Here is an 18,702-nt window from a genome sequence, read left to right as displayed (position 1 = left end):
TAGCTTACCCCAACTGTTGTGTTAATAAATGCCCCATGTAGTCTGCTAATTTGCGATGGGGAATAAGCCGCAGATTATCACTAGCAAAAGCATGAATTAAATAATGCGATGCTTCAAGCCGACCAATCCCACGAGTTGCCAAATAAAATAATGCTTCCTCATCCAATTGTCCAACCGTCGCACCATGAGAGCACAATACATCATCAGCAAAAATTTCTAACTGCGGCTTAGTATCCACTTCGGCGTTTGCTGAAAGTAACAGGTTTTTATTTTGTTGTTTGGCATCTGTATGCTGTGCATTTTGAGCAACAAATACCTTACCATTAAATACTGCTCGCGAACGACCAGTGAGAATACCTTTATAATCCTGTTCGCTGCTGCAGTCAGGCACCAGATGCTGCACTGTAGTATGATGATCTACATGTTGTCCTTCAGCAGGAGCATAAATCCCATTCATCAAAGAGTGTGCTCTTTCTTCTTGCATATACAAACTGATATCAGAACGCACCCATTGTCCGCCAAGACTTAAAGAATGATTGGCAAACTCACTGCCTTCTAATTGTTTCACCGACAGGTGACCTATATGAAACGCAGATTTACTCTCTCTTTGAAGGGTATAATGCGTTAATTTTGCACCAGTACCAACAACAATCTCGGTTACCGTATTCGTCAAATAGCAGCAATCAACCAAACCTTGATAATCTTCAATTATTGCAGCCTGACTGTTTTCCTCAGCAATAATCAAATGTCTCAAATAAACCGCTTGATTCGTTTGAGTTTGTACATGAGTTAACGCTATGGGTTCTTCAAGAACAACTCCTGATGGAATATAAATCAACACACCACAGTGAATCATAGCCGTATTTAAATAATGAAAACCATGCTCTTGTTTTAAAATAGTTCCCAGATAAGGCTTAAGTAATTCTGGATGTTGTGCTATTGCTACAGATAAAGGCAGAACTAACACTCCTTTAGGTGTCTTAGCAAGCTGCTCCACACCCGAAATGAGTCCGTCTCGAATCAACATATGCTGATTTATTGGCAAATCAGAGTTTACTTTATCCTTATAGGTAGCCGCAGCCTCCTTGATGTGATCTGTGGCATTAAAACGCATAAAAGGCTGATTTAGTAATGCTTCAACACGGGTATATTTCCAGTCTTCATCATGTCGCGTTGGAAATCCACATCGATCCAAATCCATTAATGCCTTAGTTTGCAATTGGGCAAGCCAAGGCAAAGATGATAAACCCGCTTTTGCTCGTTGTTGGTAAAAATCCAAAATCTCGCTCATATCACTACACCGTTTCCTCAAGCCAGCTGTACCCTTTTTTCTCTAATTCCAGTGCCAATGATTTATCACCAGACATAATAATACGCCCATTTACCAGCACATGGATAAAATCAGGCTCAATATAATCAAGCAAGCGCTGATAATGCGTTACTAAAATAATAGAACGCTCAGGAGAACGCATGGCATTAACACCATGCGAAATAATACGCAGCGCATCAATATCCAAGCCTGAATCAGTCTCATCGAGAATAGCAAGCTTGGGTTCCAGAGCTGCCATCTGCAAAATTTCATTGCGCTTTTTTTCACCGCCAGAAAACCCCTCATTGATGCTGCGGTATAGAAAGCTTTCATCCATTTCCAGTAACTGACATTTCTCCCGAATGAATGTAAGGAATTCAATGGCATCCAGCGTATTTTTTCCCTGACCTTTACGCACTGCATTAACAGAAGCTTTAAGAAAATTAATGTTCGTTACCCCAGGTATTTCTACCGGATATTGAAACGACAAAAAAATACCGGCACGCGCCCTTTCTTCAGGAGACAAAGGGGTCAAATCCTGACCTAAATAGTCTATTTCTCCACTCATCACTTGATAAGAAGGATGGCCAGCCAATACCTTGGACAGGGTACTTTTTCCTGAGCCATTAGGCCCCATAATGGCATGAACTTCACCTGCATTGACCTGAAGGTTAATGCCTTTCAAAATGGACTGGTCATTTATTTCAACATTTAACTCTTTGATTTTTAACATGTTAACCTACTGCCCCTTCTAAACTTAGACCTAGCAATTTAGTCGCTTCCACCGCAAATTCCATAGGTAATTCTTTTAATACCTGCTTACAAAAACCATTCACAATCATCGAAACAGCATCCTCGGTATCGATTCCTCGTTGCTGACAATAAAACAATTGCTCTTCACTGATCTTGGAAGTAGTTGCTTCATGTTCTACTTGTGCTGTGGGGTTTTTGACTTCTATATAAGGAAAAGTATGTGCGGAACATTCAGAGCCCATAAGCATTGAATCACACTGAGTATAATTGCGTGCATTCGTTGCTGTTGGGGCGATACGCACCAAACCGCGATAAGCATTATGTGCACGTCCTGCACTGATCCCTTTGGAAATAATAGTTGACCGCGTGTTTTTTCCAATATGGATCATTTTAGTGCCGGTATCGGCTTGTTGATAATTATTGGTTAAGGCAACTGAATAAAACTCACCAACGGAATCATCTCCTTGTAAAATTACACTGGGATATTTCCAGGTAATTGCTGAGCCCGTTTCAATTTGCGTCCAGGAAATTTTGGACCGTTTGCCACGGCAAGCACCGCGTTTCGTCACAAAATTATAAATACCTCCTTTTCCTTCCTTATCACCTGGATACCAGTTTTGCACCGTAGAATATTTAATTTGTGCTCCGTCTAATGCAACTAACTCGACTACAGCGGCATGGAGTTGATTTTCATCACGCATAGGCGCGGTACAGCCCTCCAGATAAGAAACGTAACTGTCTACATCAGCGATAATCAAGGTACGCTCAAATTGTCCTGTGGACGCTGCATTAATCCGAAAATAAGTCGATAACTCCATCGGGCAACGCACCCCTTTGGGAATATATACAAAAGAACCATCACTAAATACTGCCGAATTCAGCGCCGCATAAAAATTATCACGATATGGGACTACCGAGCCTAAATATTGCATCAGCAATTCTGGATATTTATGTACTGCTTCAGAGATAGGACAAAAAATAACACCTTTTTCAGCGAGTTTCGCTTTAAACGTAGTTGCCACAGAAACACTATCAAAAACAGCATCCACAGCAACGCCAGCCAGCATTTCTTGTTCTCTTAAAGGAATGCCCAGCTTCTCATAGGTTCTTAGTAACTCAGGATCAACCTCATCCAGACTCTTGGGCGCATCTTTTTTCATTTTAGGTGCTGAATAATAAGAAATAGCCTGGTAATCCACAGGCGGATAATGCACACTGGACCATTGAGGAGGTGACATGGTTAACCAATGCTTATAGGCTTTTAAACGCCACTCAAGCAAAAACTCTGGCTCGCCTTTAATTGCTGATAAACGACGAATAACATCTTCGTTCAGTCCAGGCTCAAAAGTATCTACTTCAATGTCGGTTGTAAACCCATGTTGATATTCTCTATCGAGCAGAGAATTAATTTGCTCACTGCTTTTAGCCACGATTAACTCCACTTGCCAATTGTCGAACTCGCTCCACATCATGTGCTTGCAAAGTTGGTTTAGCCAAAGTAGCTAAACTGACACTATCCAAAGCGGTTTCAATTGCTTGGCTTATTAATCGCCAATTGCCCTGAATCGTGCAAACACCTTGTAATGAACAATCATTAGGTTGCAAACTGCACTCTGTGAAACCACGATGTTCTTCCAATGCAAAAATTATTTGCGACACAGAAATCTCAGTTGCAGGCCGTCGCAATCGATATCCTCCAGTCACTCCACGTACTGAGGTTAACAAACCTGCACTGGTCAAACGTTTTAAAATTTTACTTACCGTAGGTACAGTCAGATGTGTATGTAATGCAATATCACGAGCATTACACAATTCTTGTGCGTGCCTGGCGAGATAAACCATCACAACTGTTCCATAATCGGCCAACTTGCTGATGCGCAGCATAACACCTCAAAATCGAATAATCTAGTACTAAATAAGTCTTAATTTGGAACAACACATCCACTTGATTAATTTCCTATCCATATTATAAATATAGTACCAAAATAGTTCTATATTTGGCAAACCAGAATATTACCTTATTGTTCATGATGGATGCAAATAAATTCAACAATAACAGCAACTCTATTGGATGGTTTGTAAGAAGTTAGTGGATGTCCCAGATATACCTATTAAAATCAGGCATATTGCCAAAGCGATTCAAACAGTCCAGGCTGAACAAACGAATACCCATTCTCTATGTAAAACGCTTGCGATCTAGGTGATGACTATTGTTCATAGCACATTAGCAGTTTAAAAATTTGACTCACTTGAACTAAAAGCAATATATAACGTATCATCTTCTTTTAAACTTAGAGTGTTTGCAATAGAATTTCATGCTTGAATCAGGATCTATTAGGAGCAAGACCATGACAGTTGCGCATTATCCAGCCTCATTGGTCAGCAGCCAACTTGTTGATTCGGGAACGATGCTTGTCCCGCAAGGTTACTATCGCTCCAAATTATTTATTGCTCCATTTTCTACTAACGCTTTAGTTGCGGCAGCAGGCCCTCTTTTGTCGCTATTGGAACGCCTCTGTCTTAGCCCTTCATTGCCCGCCATTGAGAATATCAGAGACAATATTGAACATGAATTACTTGCTTTTCAGAGCAAGATGGATGCATCGAAATACCCAGCAGACTTTGCTGCCATCGCTCATTATTTAATGGCAGCGACCATAGATGAAATCCTGGGTAAAAATTACATGCGTGTATATCAAATTACCGCTGAATTTAAAGCCTTTACACCGCTCACTAATGATAATGCTCAGCCACAACATCGTTTTTTTGAAATCCTTAACTATATCAAAGAACGACCAAACCAATACCTTGATCTTATCGAGTTGGTTTATTTTTTTCTAATTATTGGCTTTGAGGGGCATTACCATCTCAAACCGGATGGACGACAGGTTTTGGATAACTATATTGAAGATCTTTATCAAATCATTCAGAAAAATCGTTTTAATCAACCACGCCGTTTATTTAATGAAAACCCTATACCCAAGATTGTTAAAAAAAATTATAAAGCGGTCATAATTACTTTGATTACTGCGATTACTGTGGTAACACTTGCTTTTTTGACCAGCCAATACTTATTGGAAAATAAAGCAAAAAACGTTTTATTTGGACATACCCAACTTGCTCTTCTGGATAGCTGATGAACAATTCTTTACGCGCATTATGTGATGCTATAACAAAAATACTTTCACAATTAAAGCCACAAAGCAATCAGTTGTCCTTTATAGTGATTACCGGCAAGAATACTCAAGGGAAGTCGGCTATATTAAAGCAAAGCAATATGGAAGAAATACCTGTTTTTAGCGAACAACATGCCAAAATATATTTTAATCAGAAAGGGATCATTATTGAGCTTGGTGAAAATTGGCTTTCCAACAGTAAAACCTTATTGCTCACAACCCTGAAACAATTAAATCGATGCAATGCATATCTAAAAATTACCGGTCTTGTTTTATGCATTGATGTAAATGACTTGCTTATTGCAGATCCAAGTCAGTTTGCAGAACAGAAAAAAGCGCATTTGCAATTGTTGGAACGATTTGGGAGCAACCTGGGTTATTCCATTAATCTTGCGCTGATGTTTACCAAAATGGATACTCTTGCTGGTTTCACCGAATTTTACCAGTCAGAACATGCAGCCGATTTATCAAAGCCTTTGGGGTTTTCGCTGGATTGCAGGAATGAATTAAAGAAAAAAATAGAAGCATATTCACTACAATTCAATCAGCTCACAGAACAACTTGGCCAACAAGTAATTAGCAAAATGCATCCTGCACGCTCTACAATGAGGCGCAGTTTAATTCGGGAATTTCCATTACAGGTAGCCAGCTTGCGTGCCCCTATTCAAGCATTGATCCAGGGGGTTTCACCCAAACTTTTTAATTTACACTCCATTTATTTTAGCAGTGCAGAGCAAGGCGGAGTGAGTATTGACCGTCTGAATAAAAAAATTCAGCATGAATATGCATTGGTGGTCCAAGATACTTTTCCGCAAGCGACAAATTTCAGAGCCTATTTTGTTGAAGGTGCATTACAAACCCTTCAGGAGCATTGCAGTCAAATTCCACAAGTCAGAAAGTTTTCGCAAAAACCCATTATTGCAATTACTGCAAGTATTGCGGGAATCAGCTTGCTAATCTTAAGCTACAACCATTATAAAACAGCTCATTTATTGGATGAAGCAAGTAAAGAATTACTCGCTTATGACATACTCAACAGTCAGAAAAATAAAGAAAAGCAGGCTCTTTATCATTTATCCAAGGCTGCAAAAACGATGAGCCATATTCCCAGTAATTCCTTGTCGCTACCCACAGTGCATCAATTAAAACACAATTTGCACCACAATGCTGAAAGCCGTCTCCAGGGTGAGTTTTTACCTTCATTAAGCAATGAGCTGGAAGACGTAATCAATAACTCAGGAAATACCCCTATCGTTCGTTATAAGGCCTTGAAAATCTATCTGATGTTGAGCCAGCCAGAACATTTTTCAGCAATGCAAGTACATGATTGGTTTGCTGCTCAATGGAAAAACCAGCCTGAGAGTTCTTTAAACAAACAGCTGGCACTTTTAAAACTCTTATTAAGCAAACCACCTCAAAATATAACTACGAAACCACAAGTAATTAGTGACGCCAGGAATTATTTAAATGCATTGCCCACCAGTTACCTCTATTATTCTATTGCAAAAGAGTTTCTACCTAATGCCAAACAAAAAATTGCAATTAATGGTTTTGTATTAGCGACTAACGAATTACCGAGTTATTTTACCCGATCAGGTTTTAATGAAGTCATGCAAAGAATCCCTGATATTAGCCACAGTCTGCAAAAAGAAAACTGGGTTCTTGGACGCAATGATTTAAGCCAATTACAGGAAATGATAACTCAGGCATATTGTTTTGATTATGTCACCTGGTGGCAAACATTCATGCGCAAATCACAACCCTTGCATTATCAAGATTATCAAGCAGGCAGGCAAGTAGTTAAAAATCTGGAACAATCTCATGCACTAAGTAAAATAATCGGTTTAATCCAACAGGAAACCAAGGCGGACTTGACCAATAGCGCCTCGCTATTCAATCAATCTATTGCCAATCAATTTACTGATTTAAACTTAATGAGTCTTTCCAGCACTAAAGAGTTAAGTCTGAAAATCGTTGATTTGGAACGCTTTATTTCAACTTTATCCATGATCAATGATGGGGGTAAAACTGCATTTAATATTACTAAAACCCGTTTTGCCAGCGATAGTGCTTCGGATCCAGTAAGTTTGCTTTATAATCAAGCACGGCAATTACCCGAACCTCTAAGTACCTGGACGAAACAATTAGCAAGCGACACTTGGGTGATACTGATCAAAGACAGCCGTCAGTATATCAATCAACAATGGCAACAGACCGTTTATAGAGAATTCCAGGCCACTATTGCCAGACGCTATCCTTTTGACGCATCACAACCAGAAGAAATCGCAATAAACGATTTCAATCATTTCTTTTCGACTCACGGCGCATTAAATTCATTTACTGAAAACTATGTTAAACCATTTTTGGATATTTCCAATGCAGAATGGAAACCTAAAGCAGTAAATGATTCGGTGTTACCTATCGCATCAGAAACATTAGATGCGCTGATACGTGCAAATATTATTACCAATATGTTTTTCCCTGACCATGGTGAAGAAAGTAAAATTGATTTTAGCCTGCAAAAAATTAGTCTTGACCCTGTGGTTGCCAATCTGGAACTGCAAATTGGCAACACAAAATTGACCGACAATCAAAGCACTGACTCTGTTATTCGTTTTACCTGGCCCCAATCCCACGCAAAACTTGCTCTTAATTCAATTGAAGGAAATCACTATGAACTTGCAGAACAAGGAATCTGGGCTCTATTTAAACTTCTCGAAAAAGTGAACGTTCTAGTTGATGAACAAGACAGTTCCAGCTTACAAATTCTCTTTGAAATCAACAGCAATTCAGGACGTTACCTGTTAAAAACAAATAATCAGGTGAATCCATTTACTCCAGGAATTCTGAATGGATTTACATTGAATGAATCTATAGTTTAATTCTTTAAAATTTTGTTTTATTTCTAATTTATCAGGTACCGTTTTTGTATAAACTCTTTAATTCATCTATAGTTTAATACATCAGAAACTAGATTTAAGGAATTACATATGCCTAAATCGAAGGCGCATCAAGCAGTGGAAAAATTCTATAAGGACGTGAAAGAACTTGACTATAAATATGGTTATTCGCAAAAGCATCTTGCAGGAAGAGCAGCATTTGCTCTGGAAACAGAATTCAGAGCCCTATTGGCTGAAGATGAGAAAAATCCAAATTCTTCCTCCCTAAAAGCGCAACAAAAATTAATCCAAGACGCTCTGGATATTGTCACTAAATATGAGAAAGCAATGAAAGTGGCCCCCGGCACAGTTAATGAATTCAAATTATTCATAAATCAATTTTTTGGTAAAGAGCTTTTCAAGTCTAAGGGTTCAGTATTTTCAGAATCCTATAAAGCGAATAAAGATGAAAAAGAGGATGTTCAAGCGGTTGCTGGAAATTTTAAAAAATATAAAGACGAACTTGAAAATACAAAAATATCGACCGATGTTGCGAACGAAGATTTCGTAAAGAAAATGTGAAGTTATCAAGTCGAGCTTGAGTTAGGCTCGAGTTCTGGTCTTACGAACCTGAATTCAAAACGCGTTTGTTTGAATCCAGCAAAGCATTATGCCTAAGAGCAGGGAAATACTCCCCAAAAGCATCCTCAATGCGGCATCATTACACAACATTCTTATATACAAACCTTATCGTTAAAATTTTAATCACAAAGAGGCGGATTCAATAGAATTCATATATACTGTTAACTCTTTTAAAAAAAGGGTCTCATACCATGCGTACGTTTATTTCCTATTTCCTTATTGCATTACTAAGCTTTGGACTGTTGGTTAACGAAGCATCTGCTAAACGCTTTGGCGCCGGTAGAAGTTTTGGCATCCAGCGTTCCCAAAGTGCCTTGTTTTCACCCAATAAGGTACAGAAGTCCAGTGTTCTGGGACAAAGCGCAAAAAATCCCAGTAGATGGGGAGGATTACTCAGTGGCTTATTAATTGGCGGCTTGCTGACCAGTTTATTTATGGGACATGGCTTTGCCAATGGCATTTTATCCTGGTTAATTGTTGGGGCAATTCTCTTTTTTGTTATCGGTTTTTTTCGCAAAAGAATGCAGCCAGGTTTTCAGTCAGCACAAGGACAAGCCAAGCCTTTTAACCAAAATCCTTTTAATAATTTTAGTCAATCATTTAACAGCAGTTCAGAGAGCGGTACCGCGAATAACTTTGCTCAATATCCTGCAGGTTTTGTGCCCGAAACCTTTTTACGTGAAGCTAAAGTAACATTTAACCGCTTGCAAGCTGCTTATGATCAAAAAAATCTTCAAGATTTGAGTGAATTCACAGCACCCGAAGTATTCGCAGAGATCAAGATGCAGTTAGATGAGCGTGGAAATACGTCAAATAAAACAGAAGTCATCACTTTAGACGCTAAGTTACTTGATGTGTCAAGACAATCTAATTCACTCGTTGCAAGCGTTCACTTTACCGGATCCATTAAAGAAGATGATGAGCCTATGAGTCAACTTGATGAAATTTGGCATTTTCGTCAATTCACTAATAGTACCCAATGGGTTGTTGGCGGTATTCAGCAGGAAGTATTTCAACCTTAATTCTTACGACCCATAACCTGGATGCAACATCCAGGTTATGTATGTCTTCGTGCAAAACGGCAGGTTTTGAAAACTAATTCAAAATAAAGTGTTCATCAAAAACAACGACTTGATTTCGTCCATTTTTTTTGGCTTTATATAAAGCCTGATCTGCTTGGATTACAATACTATTGATATCTTGGTTTCCGTTAAAATTAGAAATTCCGATACTGATTGTGACATACACTTTTTGTTCATTGACAGTAAAATAATTTCGAGAAAATTGCAGTCGCAAGTCATTGCAAATTTTTTGACTGCTTTTGAGATCAGCACCAGGCAATATCAAAGCAAACTCTTCCCCGCCATATCGACCAATGATGTCCCGATTACGTAAACTAACCATCAATAAAGAGGCGAGTTTCTTTATAACAAGATCACCAAATGGATGGCCATAGGTGTCATTAATTAATTTAAAATTATCAATATCGATCATGATAAAAGACAGCAGTGAATTCTGTTGTTTTGCTCTAATAATTTCAATATTCAAACGATTCAAAATACTTGAGTGATTTAATAAACCGGTCAGGCTATCTGTAGTCATATAATAATTTAAAATACTTGCACGGTTTGATCGCGAACGTACTGCGGAAACTAAATCATGCGGTGATACAGGCTTGGTAAGAAAATCATCCCCCCCTAAGCTGATTGCGGCTAATTTTTTATTTTTATCATCCTCCGTAGATAGAAAAATAATAGGAATTTTTGTATATCTTCTATCCTTGCGCAGCAAAACAGCGAGCTCTAAACCAGAACACTCCGGCATATAAATATCCATTAAAATTAAATCGGGTTGGAACGTTTCAAGTTCCTTTAATAATTGCAATGGATTTGTAATAACACGAGTAATCATGTCAGCCTGTTTTAAAATCAAAGAATAATATTCAGCTAATGATTTCGAATCATCCAGTATTAAAATTCGATAGGCTTCGTTAACAGGTGAACTGCAATTTATATTCAATTCTTGCACCAGATAAGCCACATCCAGCGGCTTTTGGAAATAAGCGACACAACCAGCACGTATAGCAATGAGTCGCGGTAATAACTCATTATCAGGAACAATACAAAACAATTGGATAGGCGTTTTCTGTTGCTCTTGCATGGCAACCAGTTGATCCGGGGCATCTTTTTTCAAATAATCTGTATCGATAATTATTGCAATGGGTTGTTTTTCTTGCACTGAATTCAATAATGAGGTCATATCTTTTATATATTGTGCGTTATAATCAGATTGTTTGAGGCTTTGAATTAATTCATTGACTAATTCAGCTTCCTGCTCCAATACGTATACTAATTTATTCTCTTTGGGTTTTATTTCAGTTGAAAAGATTGAAGGGTTTTTAGGAGATTCATAAGCTAATACACTTTTTAATTGGCTAAAAAAAGAATTAATTTTTTCTTGATCATCATGAGTTAACTTTCTATTAGCAAGAATTTCCTTTAATAATATTTCCATTTGGCGTGCTGTCTTACTTAGTTCAGTATAACCATAGGTACCCGCCGAGCCACACAAACTATGGACATCTCGATGAAAATTTTGAAAGCCTACTAAATCCCATTTTTTAAGTTGTGCATGCCATTGCATCTCTATATTATGAATTCTCTCAGGGAGATTCTTGCTATAGAGAACCATGAGATCATGTAATTTTTTCTGTATATTTTCATCCATTGTATTTCAACCATGCATTTTTTATTGACGTGGCAAGCGTCAAAGGATCAAAGGGTTTTTTAATTACATCAATTGCTCCTATTGCTTTATATTCTTCTATCTCCTTAATTTGTATTTTAGCAGTCATAAATATAACAGGTATTTTTATAAAATCGGGGTTCTTACGTAATTCACGTAACGTGGTGGGTCCATCCATTTCAGGCATCATCACATCCAATAAGAGCAAATCAGGAATGTATTCTTTTGCTGCTTCAAGAATTTTTTTTCCATTAGAACAATATTTTACTGTAAACCCACCAATATCTTCCAAAGCAATTTGAGCAATTGCTCTTATATCCGCTTCATCTTCAGCATACAAAATTTTTTTAAGTTCTTTACTGGACATATTTTTCTCCTTTAATCAGTACTTAAAGAAGGTTTTTGATGGTATTTAATAAAATTTCATTTGACGAATTTGACTTAAGCAATGCTTGGCTAACGAACTTGGAATAATCTTCATTTAATTTGGTGTCAGAAAATACAACTACTGGCGCATGATATTTGGAGATCAAGGGTAAAATTTCCGCACCATTTCCATCAGGCAACAATAAATCCAAGATAATCAAATTATATTTGTCTTTTTCAAGCATTTCTTTTGCTTCGTGTAAGTTATTTGCATTTGAAATGATTGCGTGTTTTTCAAGAAGTGTTCCTACAATGGCTTGGGTATCCTTATTATCCTCAACATGCAATATATGAGGCTTACTCTGAGGATCTACCTTCTGGACTTTATTAATTGCGGAAAGTAATTTATTAAAATCAATGGGCTTATCTAACCAATCGATTATTGAAACCGCATTTCCATTAGATAACTCTTTCCCTGTTTGAGCAATTACTGAAAGTACAATAATGGGTAGCGTCATCGTTTTTTTATTTGTACGCAACTCTCTAATAAATGAAATACCGTCTTGATCCGGTAATATTAAATCCAATAAGAGCGCGTGAAACTCATATTTTTCTAATAATTTTCGTGTCTCTTCTGCACTATTAGCAACCTTCACAATAAAACCTGCTGATTCTAAAAGTAATTTAAGATAATTTGCTTGATCCCTATCATCTTCACAAATAAGTAATCTCTTTTTATCTTCTGGAATTAACATTTGATTTTCTTGGACAAAAGCTGGTTGCTGGGATATTGGCAAATCAAAATAAAAGGTAGTTAGATCATTGGGATTGCTTTCAAAATTTAACGTTCCGCCTAATTTTTCAATGATAGTCTTACTTATATTTAGCCCTAAGCCCGTGCCTCCTTTTCCGCGAGTAGTTGATGCGTCTCCTTGAGAAAATTTTTGAAAAATACGTGGCTGGAATTCCGGTGATATTCCTTTACCCTTATTGGAAATGGAGACACGCACCGATGCATCAATTTGTTTCATCCTTAAAATAACTTTCTCATTTTCATAAGAAAATTTGCAGGCATTAGAAATGAGATTCGTTAAAACTTGCATTAAACGATCTGAATCAACGGTTACTAAATAGTCTTTATTAGGCGGTATTAATTCAATTTTTACTCCAAATTTATCTCCATATATTTTATTAACCTCAATTGACTCTGCTATTATTTTATTTAAGTTGGTTGTTTTTAATTCAAAATCCATTTTTCCAGCTTCAATTTTTTCAATATCCAGAATATCATTAATTAACAATAGTAAGCGTTCACAGTTATTATTCGCTATTTCAAGCAATTTTTTTACCTTTTCAGGAAATTCCCCCATGACCCCACCCACTAATAATCCTAAAGAACCCCGTATGGATGTAATAGGTGTACGTAATTCATGACTGACTATAGAAACAAATTCATTTTTTAATTTCTCAGTTTGTTTTAAATCAGTGATATCATGAATTACAATAACTGCTCCTAAGTTATTTCCTTCCGAATTAATAATTTTTTGTCCGTCAATTACTACATTACGAGTTCCATTTTGTTTAATGTTTAGCAGGAGTTCGACACCGCGCACACGTTCTCCATTTAAAGCTCGTTTAAGGGGAAAATCATCAGGACTAATTGGATTATTATTCATTGTAAAAAGGCTAAAATAATCCAATATATTGTTCATGTCTTTATTCGACTTGTCTGACTGGATGTATTTTTGAATTGTATGGTTTAAAACGGTAATTCGGCCTTCCGCATTACACGCAATGATTCCATCCTCTAAATTATCAAGCATTGCGTTAAGAAATTCTTTCTCATTTGCTATAGCAGTGATCATTTTCTTGTAATAGCCCGATGCAATAAGTGCAATAATCAAGATTAATCCCGTGATCCCCGCCACAGAAAAAGCTAAATAATGTGACTGTACTGAAAGATCTTCACTGGTAATAACGTGTGATAAACTGGGAGTAAATACAGCAGCGGCCATCCCTGTATAATGCATGCCACAAATAGCCAATCCCATTAATAGGGAACTAATAAATTTTAGATTAAATTGTCTTTTATACGAACCATAATTACTCTGTATTGCCAACCAAATGGCGGTTTCCGCTGCTGCAATTCCAATGAGAATAGAAAGAAAAAATAAACCCGGTAAATAATGAATATGGACATGGCTTTTCATTCCTTCCATCCCCATGTAGTGCATAGAGGATATAGCAAGACCAACGACCAAGCCACCCAAAGCAAAATGCAGCACGGAATAATCTTTTTTTTGCAAAATAAACAATGCTAACGCTGAAGCGAGTATCGCAACAATTAACGAAGCGAGAGTCCAACTGAAATCATATTCCATGGACATGGGCATAATGAAGGCTAACATTCCAACAAAATGCATAGACCATATCCCTGCCCCCATAGCAAAAGCACCGCCCAGAAGCAAATAAATTCGTGCATGATTAGTCCTGGTGGCGCGAAGTCGACCCACCAGATTTAAGGCTACATATGAGGCAAGTACTGCAATGACATAGGATAAGGCCACCAACTTCCAATCATAATAGCCGGTGATTGTATTCGCTGGAATTGGGGTTACTTGAAACCATTCAGAAAATAGGTCCATTATTACTTCCTGTAATAATTAACACCGAAATTACATTCATATTTAGCCATGCTTCATTCAAAGCATGTTTCAATGCTCGCTATAATTATAGACCTTTTGTTACTTTATGAATTGAGACAACAGATGCGCTCAAACCTGGGTTTTGCTGCGGCTCCCCCAGGCTATAGGAAAAATTTGATGGAAATTAGATGTATTCTACATCAACAATTTCATACTCCACCATACCGCCTGGTGTGTTTACGGTGACTGAATCATCCAGTTCTTTACCTATTAAAGCACGGCCAATAGGAGAACTGTAGGAGATTTTATTCTGTTTAATGTCAGCCTCATCTTCACCAACAATTTTGTAGGTCACCTTCGCATCTGTTGCGATATGACATACTGTGACGGTACAACCAAAGACTACCTTGCCGTTATTCTGCAATTTTCTGATATCAATAATTTGTGCATGAGATAATTTTGCTTCCAGTTCTTGAATACGCCCTTCATTAAAGCTTTGCTGTTCCCGGGCTGCATGATATTCGGCGTTTTCTTTCAAATCACCATGTTCCCTTGCTGTAGCAATCGCTTCAACAATACGAGGCCTATCAACAAATTTTAATCGCTGTAATTCTGAATTAAGTGCTTCTGCACCTTCAACTGTCATGGGGTGTTTGCTCATATCTACCTCAAAAAATAATTCCCTGGTAATTTATCTTTTAACCCCATTCTCACATCAAGGTGAAAACGAGATCATTAAGCTCAGTAATAAGTGCGGTCTTGGTAAAAACGAAGCCTAATGTTTACCCCCTGGGTTTCGCTACGTTGCACCCAGACTATGCACTTTTTATTTTTATTAGGGTCTGTTTACATTTCGCTAGCTTGAGCCAAAATGGCCTGATTTTCGAGTACCGAAGCGCAGCATACATAAGGTATGTGAGCATCGGAGCGCAGAAAATCAGGCCATTTTGGCCAAGATAGTAGAAATGTAAATAGATCCTAATGTAAATCCTGCAATCGAGTTACCGTTTCTCTATCTTCATATTTCATAGCCAAACAAGCGGCCTCAGCTCCTGACAAGGTCGTAGTATAGCTAACCTTGTGTTGTAATGCATTGCGTCTGATTGCAAAAGAATCGGCAATTGCTTGCTTGCCCTCAGTTGTATTTACAATAAAATCGATTTCGTTATTTTTTATAAAATCCAAAACGTGTGGTCTGCCTTCATTCACCTTAAATACTCGGCGACAATCAACTCCCGCTGCTTGTAAAGCCAAGGCTGTGCCACGTGTTGCAATGATTTCAAAACCTAATTCAATCAATCGCTTGGCAATTTCACCTACTCGGGTTTTATCAGCATCCCTAACGGAAACAAAAGCACGCCGACGCTTAGATATGTTAGAACCGGCTCCCAATTGTGCTTTAGCATAAGCTTGTCCAAAACGTCTGGCAATACCCATTACTTCCCCTGTAGACTTCATTTCAGGACCAAGAATAGAGTCTACCCCGGAAAATTTGATAAACGGGAAGACAGGAAGCTTAATCGAATAAAAAGATGGCATATGGTGATTTTGACTTAAACCTTGTTCTTTTAAACTAATACCCAGCTTACAAAGAGCCGCAATTTTGGCCAAAGGTAACCCTGTCGCTTTGGAAACAAAAGGAACGGTCCTTGAAGCTCTTGGATTTACCTCCAAAACATAAATATCATCCGCTTGAATAGCAAATTGCGCGTTAATCAACCCAACCACCCCTAAATTCAATGCCATTTGACGCATTTGTTCCATCAAATCCTGTTGTACCACAACACTAAGACTAAATGGGGGTAAAGTACAGGCAGAATCTCCTGAGTGTATACCAGCCTGTTCTATGTGTTCCATTACGGCACCAATCAATACCTCTTTGCCATCACAAACTGCATCAATATCTACTTCTATTGCATCATTTAAAAATTTATCCAACAATACGGGAGAATCATTAGACACAGCAACTGCATGCGATAAATAATGGCGTAAATCATCTTCTTGATAGACAACTTCCATAGCGCGTCCCCCAAGAACATAGGAAGGCCTTACTACTAACGGATAACCGATCTTATTTGCTAAAGCGATGGCTTCTGCCTCACTACGCACAGTGCCATTATCAGGTTGATGTAGTTTCAATTCGGTGACTAATTTTTGAAAGCGATCCCGGTCTTCCGCCCTATCAATTGCATCAGGAGAGGTCCCAATTATTTTAACACCATTTGCTTCTAACGCTCGTGCTAATTTTAAAGGAGTTTGTCCACCGTAATGGACAATAACTCCCTCCGGTTTTTCTACATCTACAATACCTAAAACATCTTCTAGAGTTAGAGGTTCAAAATACAAACGATCGGAAGTATCAAAGTCGGTAGATACGGTTTCAGGGTTACAATTAACCATGATAGTCTGGCAACCTGCATTCCTAAGAGCCATAGCTGCATGCACACAACAATAATCAAATTCAATTCCCTGACCAATTCGATTAGGTCCTCCACCAAGAATCATAATTTTTTTCTTGTGGGTATCAGGACGAGCTTCGCAACTGGTTTCGTAACACGAATACATATAAGCCGTATCACTTGGGAATTCACCTGCGCAGGAATCAATGCGTTTGTAGACAGGGACAATCCCTAGTTCTTTTCGTTGCTTGCGTACTTCCTCTTCAGAGCAAGACCAAATATTAGCCAAATAGGCGTCGGCAAAACCACGTTGCTTCAGTAGACGTAACGTGAGTGCATCGATATCTGCTAATTTCTTCCCAGTCATAGAGCGTTCCAGAGCGACCAGTTCCTCGACTTGAGCCAAAAACCAGGGATCAACACGACTTTCTTGATGAATTTCCTCAAGAGTTATATTGTTTCTAAACGCATCAGCGATATACCAAAGCCTATCTGGAGTTGGTTCTCGCAAATGACCTCTTAGACGTGCTAAATCACTTTTTTTGAATAAGGGATGCAAACCACAACGCCCTATCTCTAAACCGCGTATTGCTTTTTGTAGGGACTCCTGAAAATTGGATCCAATCGCCATCACCTCACCAACTGACTTCATTTGTGTGGTCAAGATATCTGAAGTTTGTGGGAATTTATCGAAATTAAATCGTGGCACTTTAGTGACTACATAATCAATGCTTGGTTCAAATGAAGCCGGGGTCTTACCACCAGTAATTTCATTTTTTAACTCATCAAGCGTGTAGCCAACAGCCAGTTTGGCAGCTACTTTCGCAATTGGAAAGCCAGTTGCCTTGGAAGCCAAAGCAGAGCTACGAGAAACCCTTGGGTTCATTTCAACCACCAGCATTCGCCCATCCTCTGGATTAACAGCAAACTGTACGTTTGAACCTCCTGTATCAACACCTACAGCTCTTAACACTTTAATGGCGGCATCCCGCATGCGTTGATATTCTTTATCAGTAAGCGTTTGTGCAGGAGCTACAGTAATTGAATCACCAGTATGAACTCCCATGGGATCAAAGTTTTCAATGGTACAGACAATAATGCAATTATCATTTTTGTCACGTACTACTTCCATTTCAAACTCTTTCCAACCAAGTACTGATTCATCAATCAGTAATTCATGCGTTGGTGATAACTCTAATCCACGCATACAAATTTCTTCAAATTCTTCGCGGTTATAAGCAATACCACCACCACTTCCTCCCATAGTGAAGGAAGGACGAATAATTGCCGGATAACCTAATTGCGCCTGAACCTGGATTGCTTCCTCCATGCTATGGGCGATCGCTGAACGCGGCATATCCAAGCCAATTTTGATCATCAACTGACGAAACTTTTCTCTATCTTCAGCGCGATCAATCGCTTCTCGTGTGGCGCCGATCATTTCAACATCATATTTTGCTAAAATTCCCTCGCGTACTAAGTCCAAAGCACAGTTAAGCGCTGTCTGCCCCCCCATAGTGGGCAAAAGCGCATCTGGGCGTTCAATTTCAATAATACGTGCTACTTCTTTCCAGGATACCGGTTCAATATAAGTTGCATCCGCGAGTTCTGGATCGGTCATAATGGTGGCTGGATTGGAGTTTACCAGGATAACCCGATAACCTTCTTCCTTTAAGGCACGTACTGCTTGGGTTCCAGAGTAATCAAATTCACAAGCTTGTCCTATTACGATAGGACCTGCTCCAAGGATGAGAATGGATTTAATATCGGTTCGTTTTGGCATATTGA

Annotated in this window: 13 protein-coding genes; 4 read left to right on the top strand and 9 right to left on the bottom strand. The window is 38.4% G+C overall.

Annotated features, from left to right (window positions below; genetic code table 11):
• Nucleotides 1-4: 4 nt before the first annotated feature.
• From sufD to LXO92_RS04325, 4 genes are read right to left on the bottom strand one after another with little or no spacing between them, the layout of a single operon-like run.
• On the bottom strand, nt 5-1,291 hold the full coding sequence (gene sufD / locus LXO92_RS04340; RefSeq protein ID WP_232890439.1) for a Fe-S cluster assembly protein SufD: 1,287 nt from the start codon (nt 1,289-1,291) through the stop codon (nt 5-7).
• A gap of 4 nt (nt 1,292-1,295) precedes the next feature.
• A complete protein-coding gene (sufC, locus tag LXO92_RS04335) occupies nt 1,296-2,042 on the bottom strand; it encodes a Fe-S cluster assembly ATPase SufC (protein ID WP_182351497.1) in 747 nt (248 codons plus the stop codon).
• A gap of 1 nt (nt 2,043) precedes the next feature.
• Entirely contained in the window at nt 2,044-3,492 is a 1,449-nt protein-coding gene (gene sufB, locus LXO92_RS04330) for a Fe-S cluster assembly protein SufB (protein ID WP_370529173.1), read from the bottom strand.
• Nucleotides 3,485-3,946: an SUF system Fe-S cluster assembly regulator gene (locus LXO92_RS04325; RefSeq protein ID WP_131778053.1), complete on the bottom strand. Its 462-nt coding sequence runs from the start codon at nt 3,944-3,946 to the stop codon at nt 3,485-3,487. The genes sufB and LXO92_RS04325 overlap by 8 nt, the downstream gene beginning before the upstream one ends.
• A gap of 464 nt (nt 3,947-4,410) precedes the next feature.
• Here LXO92_RS04325 and icmH point away from each other — a divergent pair, with 464 nt between their 5' ends.
• The 4 genes from icmH (at nt 4,411) to LXO92_RS04305 (ending at nt 9,781) form a co-directional block, all read left to right on the top strand.
• Nucleotides 4,411-5,199 carry a type IVB secretion system protein IcmH/DotU gene (gene icmH, locus LXO92_RS04320; protein WP_182351496.1) on the top strand — a complete coding sequence of 263 codons (789 nt, stop codon included), beginning with the start codon at nt 4,411-4,413 and terminating at the stop codon, nt 5,197-5,199.
• Nucleotides 5,199-8,120, top strand: a complete 2,922-nt coding sequence (gene icmF, locus LXO92_RS04315) for a type IVB secretion system protein IcmF (protein ID WP_182351495.1) — start codon at nt 5,199-5,201, stop codon at nt 8,118-8,120. The genes icmH and icmF overlap by 1 nt, the downstream gene beginning before the upstream one ends.
• Nucleotides 8,121-8,255: 135 nt before the next feature.
• A complete protein-coding gene (locus LXO92_RS04310; RefSeq protein WP_232890438.1) occupies nt 8,256-8,699 on the top strand; it encodes a hypothetical protein in 444 nt (147 codons plus the stop codon).
• A 251-nt stretch (nt 8,700-8,950) separates the two neighbouring features.
• On the top strand, nt 8,951-9,781 hold the full coding sequence (locus LXO92_RS04305; RefSeq protein ID WP_182351493.1) for a Tim44 domain-containing protein: 831 nt from the start codon (nt 8,951-8,953) through the stop codon (nt 9,779-9,781).
• 73 nt (nt 9,782-9,854) lie between these two features.
• Here LXO92_RS04305 and LXO92_RS04300 read toward each other — a convergent pair whose 3' ends face one another.
• The 5 genes from LXO92_RS04300 to carB form a co-directional block, all read right to left on the bottom strand.
• Nucleotides 9,855-11,486 carry a diguanylate cyclase gene (locus LXO92_RS04300; protein ID WP_182351492.1) on the bottom strand — a complete coding sequence of 544 codons (1,632 nt, stop codon included), beginning with the start codon at nt 11,484-11,486 and terminating at the stop codon, nt 9,855-9,857.
• The gene (locus LXO92_RS04295; protein WP_182351491.1) at nt 11,479-11,871 is read right to left on the bottom strand and encodes a response regulator; all 393 of its coding nucleotides are present in this window, start codon (nt 11,869-11,871) and stop codon (nt 11,479-11,481) included. Before LXO92_RS04295 ends, LXO92_RS04300 begins: the two co-directional genes overlap by 8 nt.
• 22 nt (nt 11,872-11,893) lie before the next feature.
• The gene (locus LXO92_RS04290) at nt 11,894-14,515 is read right to left on the bottom strand and encodes an MHYT domain-containing protein (RefSeq protein ID WP_232890437.1); all 2,622 of its coding nucleotides are present in this window, start codon (nt 14,513-14,515) and stop codon (nt 11,894-11,896) included.
• A 184-nt stretch (nt 14,516-14,699) separates the two neighbouring features.
• The gene (greA, locus tag LXO92_RS04285; protein WP_232890436.1) at nt 14,700-15,176 is read right to left on the bottom strand and encodes a transcription elongation factor GreA; all 477 of its coding nucleotides are present in this window, start codon (nt 15,174-15,176) and stop codon (nt 14,700-14,702) included.
• 317 nt (nt 15,177-15,493) lie between these two features.
• Nucleotides 15,494-18,697, bottom strand: coding sequence for a carbamoyl-phosphate synthase large subunit (gene carB / locus LXO92_RS04280; RefSeq protein ID WP_182351488.1), 3,204 nt, complete (start codon nt 18,695-18,697; stop codon nt 15,494-15,496).
• Nucleotides 18,698-18,702 lie beyond the last annotated feature (5 nt).

It is taken from the genome of Legionella resiliens (genome assembly GCF_021344005.1).
In the GTDB taxonomy this organism is placed as follows: domain Bacteria; phylum Pseudomonadota; class Gammaproteobacteria; order Legionellales; family Legionellaceae; genus Legionella; species Legionella resiliens.
Note: the sequence above shows the minus strand (reverse complement) of the source record. Positions and strands in the feature narration are given on the sequence as shown.

Coding starts and splice junctions, on each gene's coding strand:
- LXO92_RS04305 (WP_182351493.1), top strand. CDS start 8,951: ATGCGTACGTTTATTTCCTATTTCCTTATTGCATTACTAAGCTTTGGA.
- sufC (WP_182351497.1), bottom strand. CDS start 2,042: ATGTTAAAAATCAAAGAGTTAAATGTTGAAATAAATGACCAGTCCATT.
- carB (WP_182351488.1), bottom strand. CDS start 18,697: ATGCCAAAACGAACCGATATTAAATCCATTCTCATCCTTGGAGCAGGT.
- icmH (WP_182351496.1), top strand. CDS start 4,411: ATGACAGTTGCGCATTATCCAGCCTCATTGGTCAGCAGCCAACTTGTT.
- sufD (WP_232890439.1), bottom strand. CDS start 1,291: ATGAGCGAGATTTTGGATTTTTACCAACAACGAGCAAAAGCGGGTTTA.
- LXO92_RS04325 (WP_131778053.1), bottom strand. CDS start 3,946: ATGCTGCGCATCAGCAAGTTGGCCGATTATGGAACAGTTGTGATGGTT.
- LXO92_RS04295 (WP_182351491.1), bottom strand. CDS start 11,871: ATGTCCAGTAAAGAACTTAAAAAAATTTTGTATGCTGAAGATGAAGCG.
- LXO92_RS04300 (WP_182351492.1), bottom strand. CDS start 11,486: ATGGATGAAAATATACAGAAAAAATTACATGATCTCATGGTTCTCTAT.
- icmF (WP_182351495.1), top strand. CDS start 5,199: ATGAACAATTCTTTACGCGCATTATGTGATGCTATAACAAAAATACTT.
- LXO92_RS04290 (WP_232890437.1), bottom strand. CDS start 14,515: ATGGACCTATTTTCTGAATGGTTTCAAGTAACCCCAATTCCAGCGAAT.
- greA (WP_232890436.1), bottom strand. CDS start 15,176: ATGAGCAAACACCCCATGACAGTTGAAGGTGCAGAAGCACTTAATTCA.